This window comes from Psychrobacillus sp., assembly GCF_032154225.1.
GTDB lineage: Bacteria > Bacillota > Bacilli > Bacillales_A > Planococcaceae > Psychrobacillus.
Genome location: NZ_JALDYF010000031.1, coordinates 20,456 through 27,150, shown reverse-complemented (window position 1 = coordinate 27,150; position 6,695 = coordinate 20,456). Strand labels below are relative to the sequence as shown.

General features: G+C 36.7%; 6 protein-coding genes and 1 tRNA gene. 5 read left to right on the top strand and 2 right to left on the bottom strand.

The window, feature by feature from the left end; all coding sequences use genetic code 11:
* Positions 1–215 precede the first annotated feature (215 nt).
* Positions 216–308: transfer RNA gene (locus RUH95_RS20825), tRNA-Ser, on the bottom strand.
* Positions 309–496: 188 nt separating this feature from the next.
* Between RUH95_RS20825 and RUH95_RS20820 the strand changes: the two genes are divergently transcribed.
* A complete protein-coding gene (locus RUH95_RS20820; protein WP_313894832.1) occupies positions 497–910 on the top strand; it encodes a hypothetical protein in 414 nt (137 codons plus the stop codon).
* Between the two features lie 210 nt (positions 911–1,120).
* Here the strand turns inward: RUH95_RS20820 and guaD are convergent, their stop codons facing one another.
* On the bottom strand, positions 1,121–2,488 hold the full coding sequence (gene guaD, locus RUH95_RS20815) for a guanine deaminase (RefSeq protein WP_313894831.1): 1,368 nt from the start codon (positions 2,486–2,488) through the stop codon (positions 1,121–1,123).
* A 187-nt stretch (positions 2,489–2,675) separates the two neighbouring features.
* Here guaD and RUH95_RS20810 point away from each other — a divergent pair, with 187 nt between their 5' ends.
* From RUH95_RS20810 to RUH95_RS20795, 4 genes are all read left to right on the top strand, one after another.
* Positions 2,676–3,881 carry an EAL-associated domain-containing protein gene (locus RUH95_RS20810; protein ID WP_313894830.1) on the top strand — a complete coding sequence of 402 codons (1,206 nt, stop codon included), beginning with the start codon at positions 2,676–2,678 and terminating at the stop codon, positions 3,879–3,881.
* A gap of 44 nt (positions 3,882–3,925) precedes the next feature.
* On the top strand, positions 3,926–4,555 hold the full coding sequence (locus RUH95_RS20805; protein ID WP_313894829.1) for an SIMPL domain-containing protein: 630 nt from the start codon (positions 3,926–3,928) through the stop codon (positions 4,553–4,555).
* Between the two features lie 131 nt (positions 4,556–4,686).
* The gene (locus RUH95_RS20800) at positions 4,687–5,442 is read left to right on the top strand and encodes an SDR family NAD(P)-dependent oxidoreductase (RefSeq protein WP_313894828.1); all 756 of its coding nucleotides are present in this window, start codon (positions 4,687–4,689) and stop codon (positions 5,440–5,442) included.
* A 37-nt stretch (positions 5,443–5,479) separates the two neighbouring features.
* Positions 5,480–6,289 carry an SDR family NAD(P)-dependent oxidoreductase gene (locus tag RUH95_RS20795; protein WP_313894827.1) on the top strand — a complete coding sequence of 270 codons (810 nt, stop codon included), beginning with the start codon at positions 5,480–5,482 and terminating at the stop codon, positions 6,287–6,289.
* Positions 6,290–6,695: the final 406 nt, after the last annotated feature.

Sequence of the window (6,695 nt, the reverse complement as noted above, 5' to 3'; positions counted from 1 at the left end):
GCGACCTTCGGGTTATGAGCCCGACGAGCTACCACTGCTCCACCCCGCGACAATAATATAGTTTATACTTTTCTTTTACTACGCTCGAAGTAAGTAGGACACCTGCTTCGACTTCGTCTGCATCGGTGTTAATCGTCATCTTCGTTTGACGATTTGCTCCACCCCGCGACAATAATATATAGCACTAATTTTTCACTTGCACTTAAAAATAAAAATGGAGGAGGAAGAGGGATTCGAACCCCCGCGCGGTATGACCCGCCTGTCGGTTTTCAAGACCGATCCCTTCAGCCGAACTTGGGTATTCCTCCGAGATGTTGTCGTTTATATTAGCGACAAGTAATAGTATAAAACACTTTTCACTATAAAAGCAATGTTTTTTTAAAATATTTTATTTTTTTATAAAAAGCAAGGTGTATAGTTTACAAATCTTCTATTTGATGCGATTAATTTATTATACTTGTAATTGTGAGAAGTTACTATAGGAAGGAGCATAAAAATGTTAGATGATTTTCAACGAGTGGTAAGATTCAGAGATTTAGAAGTTTGGGATATTCAATTGGAGAAATCTATTTATCGAATGATTATATTTGATGAGAATCGGCCTGCTACAATAAATGACTTTCCTTCCCCTCATCCTAATATAAAAGAAGAAATAAGAGCAAATTTAATCACGGTGAGTGTTTATTCAAATCATCCTGTTCAAGCGGGGCATATTAAATTGCTCGATCGATTTGCTAAACAATTAACAAATCATTTAGCTTTAGCGCATTGTCATGTGTTTGTAACTTTTTTTACGGAAGACATCGAAAGTACTTTAACTCGTGTTATAAAAGAGAAAATAAAGCTCGTATATGAAGAGCTACCTATAGAAAAACTTGCAAGTTTTAGCCAAGAATACAAGAATAAATGAAGGTAGAGTAAGCAAAAACCTACTCTACCTTAAATTTTTTATTATAAACAGATAAGAAAGTATAAACTTTAAACTTTAATATTTAGTACCTGTCTAACTTCAGCGCCCATCCCTTTGGATCAAATGTGAAAAATCTGCGGTGGCTGGGGAACTGCCTCCTCGCATTTCCTCATTTGGCTTTCGGGGCAGACATAGGCGCTTACGCTTTTCTTATTTGCGTGCGTGCACTTTTTCACCTTGAATCCAAACTTCACGAATATTTTCTGGGCGAGCGAGATACATAATCTTTTGGAAAATATCATGTAGATCTTCTTGTGCATCAAAAATAGGTAGCTTGGCAGTGGCTAGTTTTGTATCAATAATTTGCACATCCCAAGTGTAATTTTGTGCTAAACGACCGATTGGTAAGCTTAAGCTTTCTCCACCACCAGCAGTTGCTAAATAGAATGCTTCGTTAATCGTAATTCGTGAATTTTGCACGCCACGTTCTGCAGCAGGAAGTGCAGTATTTACGCCATCTTCTAGCATTCTTGATGACATCACTGCTTGTCTAACGTTATCGAAAAGACTAGGTGAAAAACCACCGGAAATGTCAGAACCTAGACCGATTTCTACACCTTTAGATTGTAAGTGTGCGATTGGAACTACACTGTTAGCGAAATATGCATTAGAAATAGGGCAATGGCAAACCGCAGTTCCTGTTTTTGCAAATAAATCTGCGTCATCGTCGTCTAGAAAATTACAATGTGCCATGACCGATTTATCGCTTAATAGACCAAAATCATGTAGCGCGAATGCGTCGTTTTTCCCGAAACGATCTTGGACATATCCGTGTGCCCAATCACTTTCGCTGCAATGTGATTGGACGTAAGTATCATGCTTAGAAGCCAGTTCCCCTAAACCTTTTAAAGCGTCGTCTGTACAACTTGGTATAAAGCGTGGAGTAACTACTGGGTATACCCCTTGTTTAGTTGATTTTGCTAATTCTTTCACAGCTAATATAAATTCTTCTGTGTCTGCCAATGCAGTTTGCGTGCTAGCATCGCGATAAAATGTTGGATTTTGTTCGGCATCATCCATGACAACCTTCCCAACAAGTCCACGTTGGCCTTTTTCCGCACATATTTCCGCAAGTAATAGACTCGCTTCTTTATGAACAGTTGCAAAATACAAAGCTGTTGTTGTTCCATTTGCTAGTAAAGTACTCACAACATCTTGGTAAACATCTTTCGCAAAATCTAAATCAGAAAATTTAGCTTCGATTGGGAACGTATATGTATTCAACCAATCATATAGTGGAATGTCTAATGCAGTACCAGATTGAGCCCATTGTGGTGCGTGGACATGTAAATCAACAAAGCCTGGTAAGAAATATTGACCTTCAGCTAAACGATGGAAATTTTCTTTTCCTTCATAAGCATCAAGTAAAGGTTGATAGTCTGCATCACTTGGAGCGACAATTTTTTCGATTATTCCATCTGCATTAATACAGAAAAGATAATTAGTTAATACTTCTACTTCTTTTGGGGATGTGCTCGTAAAAGCAGTCCCTTGGAAAATTTGCGTATATTTTATCAAATTTCACACCTCTTCGTTCGTATTTAAGGAATATATTCGATAGTATAGAGGATAACGATAGAGTAGTCTACAGAAAAGGCGAATGATGGGTGGTTGTTTATATGAAACGTTTGTGTTTTGTGGTATTTTATTATAAAGAAGCATTATTATTTAGTCATTTGTTCGACTCGTTAAGGAGGTTTTTGGGATGGACGCAATGGATGTGTTAACAAATTTAGAAAAGTTAAAGGCATATTTCCAGCCGGTTTTTAGTGCAGAAGAGCATATTGTGGTTGCATATGAGGTTACTGGAAAATTCATAAACAATGAAAAGCCTATTAGTGTACAATCTTTTGTCGACGATGAAGATATTCCAGAAGAATATAGAGTAGATATAGAACATAAAATTGTGCATTTGGCACTGTCTCAACTTACAAAAGAAGCAAAGAATTTCGATATTTATTTGCCATGTAATGCTAATTTGTTAGTGCTGGATTATGGAGAAAGTTATTTCGATATTATAAAGGAATACATTCCAGAAGAAGAGCTGGGACGTGTTGTGGTCGTTATTTCGGAACATGATTTTAAAGGTGAATTTAGTCAGCTTAACAATGTTATCCGATATTTTCGGACGTATAATTTGAAGATTGCTATTAATCAAGTTGGTTCTGAAAGTCATTTAGATTATATTAAAATGCTGTCTCCGAATATTTTGAAGTTGAATATTGCTCAGTTAAGTTATGAATCTTGGGGAGAGCAAAATGATTTATTTGCTTCATTAGGTACACTAGCCCGAAAAATCGGGGCCAATATGCTATTTGAAGGTATTGACAATGTGCACCAACTTCAATTTGCATGGAAAAATGGTGGGCGCTATTACCAAGGGAAATATTTAGCGGATGAGCATATAGGAACGATTCCGCGTGATCAACTAAAGAAAAGTTTTAGAGAGAGATGCCAACAGTTCATAAAGGCTGAGAAGCGTTTGCTCGAGGGAAGTTACAATGCACTAAAAGAATTACAAAGTGCATTAGAGAAATATGTGCAACTTATGAAGCCGTCCGGTGACAATATTGATCATTTAGTTGCACTTGCTAAAGAGCTAGATGCGTATTCTTTCCGACTTTATATTTGTGATGAAGAAGGATTTCAAACATCGCCAAATATTATGTGTATCGATAAAAAGTGGCATGTGCAGGAAGAAGCAATCAATAAAAATTGGAGCTGGCGTCCATATTTTTTAAAAACAATTATTGAAATGCGTAATGATCAGAGTGGAGTGTTTTCTGATTTATATAGTGATATCGATACAGGTGAAATGACGCGTACTTTTTCTATAGCAATTAATAGTAATGAGTATTTATTTATTGATATTTCATATGAATACTTATATAAACATAATATTTTTAGATAAAGCATAAGATATATTCATATGAACAGTTTGGAAGGTGGAATTCGATGAATAATTCAAATATTCCTTCTGCTTTACGTATCATCGCCGTGACTGGCAGTGGGGAAATCTCAGCTCCTCCTAACTATGCCCAGCTACAACTGGAGGTTAGTACGGAAGGCAAGAGTGTAAGTGAAGCACAGCAGGAAAATGCAACTATTATGAATCAAGTTATTCAGTCCATTTTGGCACTAGATATTGCTAGAGAAAATATTCAAACGACTGCATATAATATATTTCCGACCTATGACTTTATAGAAGGAAAGCAAGTGTTTAGAGGATATGAGGTGACAAATGCTATTACTGTTAAAATAGAAGATGTTAGTCAAGTTGGAAAAGTGATCGATACGGCAGTGTACAATGGTGTAAATCGTGTGTCGACCATTCAATTTAGAGTGGAAAATCCGAATATTTATTATCAACAAGCCCTGCGCTTGGCGCTTCAAGATGCACAAACGAAAGCAAAAACAATTGCTGAAAAAATGCATTTACCTTTGCAAGAGCAACCGATTGAAATTGTAGAAGAGCATGAGGCCAATCCAATATTATTTAAATCAGTAGCCATGGCCAATCAAACTCCTATTGAGCAAGGAGAGATTTCCATTCAAGCAACTGTTAGGGTAAAATTTCAATATTAAGTTTACACGAGAAAGTTCTAGTGTCCCAAGGGATATTAGAGCTTTTTTTAAATTTATAGCGAAATTGTGAACAAACTATTTCAGTTTTAAAAGATTTAATGTTAAAGTATATTCAAAAGGAGATGTTTTTAATGAGTAAATTACAAGGCAAAGTAGCTATTATCACAGGCGGAGCGTCAGGTATTGGTAAAGGTATGGCAACAGCTTTCGTTAAAGAAGGAGCTACAGTTGCTATTATCGATTTAAATGAAGAGGTTGGTTTACAATCGATTAAAGAACTACAAGAATACGCACCAGAATCAATTTTCATCCAAGCAAATCTTGCTGAACATGACAAATTAGGTGCAATCGTTAAGCAAATTGCAGATAAATTTGGGAAAATTGATATTTTAGTAAATAATGCACATGCTTCTAGAATGAACTCTATTGCCGATACGACACAAGCAGATTTCGATTTGTCGTTTAACACTGGATTCTATCCAACATTCTACCTTATGCAAGCATCTTTACCTTACTTAAAAGAAACACAAGGTAAAATCATTAACTTCGCATCTGGTGCTGGAATAAACGGTGATGTGAATCAAGGTTCATACGCAGTAGCAAAAGAAGCAATCCGTGCGATAACTCGTGTGGCAGCAAATGAATTTGGTCCATTCGGTATCAATGTAAACATTATTGCTCCAATTGCTAAATCACCAGGTATGATTCAATGGGCTGAAGAAAACCCTGAGTATTACCAAGGTATGCTGGCTAAAATTCCTTTACGAAGACTTGGGGAGTTAGAAACAGATATCGGACGTACTGCAGTATTCTTAGCAAGTGCAGATTCAGATTATATTACTGGTCAAACAATCATGGTTGACGGTGGATCGATTAAACTTAGATAATTTTTAAATAAATCGTTTAAATTAAGGAGGAAAAATTATGGGTCGCGTACAAGGTAAAGTAGCATTAGTAACTGGTGGAGCTTCTGGTATTGGGCTATCATCAGCAACATTATTAGCAAAAGAAGGTGCAAAAGTTGTAATTGCAGATTATAACTTAGAAGGTGCAAAAGCAGCAGCTGAAGCTATTAATAGTCAAGGTGGAGAAGCGGTAGCAGTATTTTTAGATGCTTCAAAAGAAGATTCTATTAAAGCTGCTGTTGATTTTACAGTGGAACAATATGGAACTATTACGGTTCTTTTCAATAATGTGGGTGGAACAAATCTTCAAAAAGATTTAGATGTAGTTAACATGGACTTAGATGAATGGGATCGTCTTATGAATATGAATGTTAAGAGTGTTTTACTTGGTAGCCGATTTGCCATTCCTCATATGATTAAAGCGGGTGGAGGATCTATTATAAATACAGCTTCCATGGCAGGTTTCTTTAGTGATTCAGTCCGTTCAGCATATGGTGCTTCTAAAGCAGCAGTTGTGAATCTTACAAAATACACAGCTTCACAATATGGCAAAGATAAAATTCGTGTAAACGGAGTAGCACCAGGACTTATTTTAACTCCTGCTGCTAAAAATAATATGCCAGGTGAACTTTTGGAGATTTTCAGCAAATTTCATGCTCTTCCATATCATGGGGAAGCAGACGATATCGGAAACACAGTGTTATTCTTAGCTTCTGATGAGTCTAAGTTCATTACAGGACAAGTAATTCAAGTAGAAGGCGGCCATTACATTGGTAACCCAACTATTGCTGACTTCAATGAGTATGTAGCAAAAGCTCAAGCTAAATAATATAAACAAGAAGATCATCAACTGAGTAATCGGCTGATGATCTTTTTTTTAAAGAATAAGAGGGAGTATGTGAATGTATAAGAGGGATTCTGTTTCAAGCGGGCGCGTTCGGGGGTCACTTCAAACGCTCCACTGCGGGGCCTCACCTGTCCCGCTTAATCCCGCTCGAGTCGCCGCTTTCTACTCCATCCAACTAGTTTAGAAGAATGTAATCATATTCTTTCTAATTTAGTTTTTTTGAAGTACTTGCATCTCTATTTTTAGACAGTAAGAAGCAGGTACTCTTTCTACTCACTGGATCAAGATGTAGAAGTGTGTCTTTGTAAAAAGACACACGAGCCACCCAAATTGCATCTTTGGTGTCCTTCTTACTATATAGAATGCGATTTGCTTCTCCTATTGCCAA

What these genes read in the sequence shown, in the direction of transcription:
- RUH95_RS20820 (WP_313894832.1), top strand. Translation starts at nt 497, where the DNA reads ATGTTAGATGATTTTCAACGAGTGGTAAGATTCAGAGATTTAGAAGTT.
- RUH95_RS20795 (WP_313894827.1), top strand. Translation starts at nt 5,480, where the DNA reads ATGGGTCGCGTACAAGGTAAAGTAGCATTAGTAACTGGTGGAGCTTCT.
- RUH95_RS20805 (WP_313894829.1), top strand. Translation starts at nt 3,926, where the DNA reads ATGAATAATTCAAATATTCCTTCTGCTTTACGTATCATCGCCGTGACT.
- RUH95_RS20800 (WP_313894828.1), top strand. Translation starts at nt 4,687, where the DNA reads ATGAGTAAATTACAAGGCAAAGTAGCTATTATCACAGGCGGAGCGTCA.
- RUH95_RS20810 (WP_313894830.1), top strand. Translation starts at nt 2,676, where the DNA reads ATGGACGCAATGGATGTGTTAACAAATTTAGAAAAGTTAAAGGCATAT.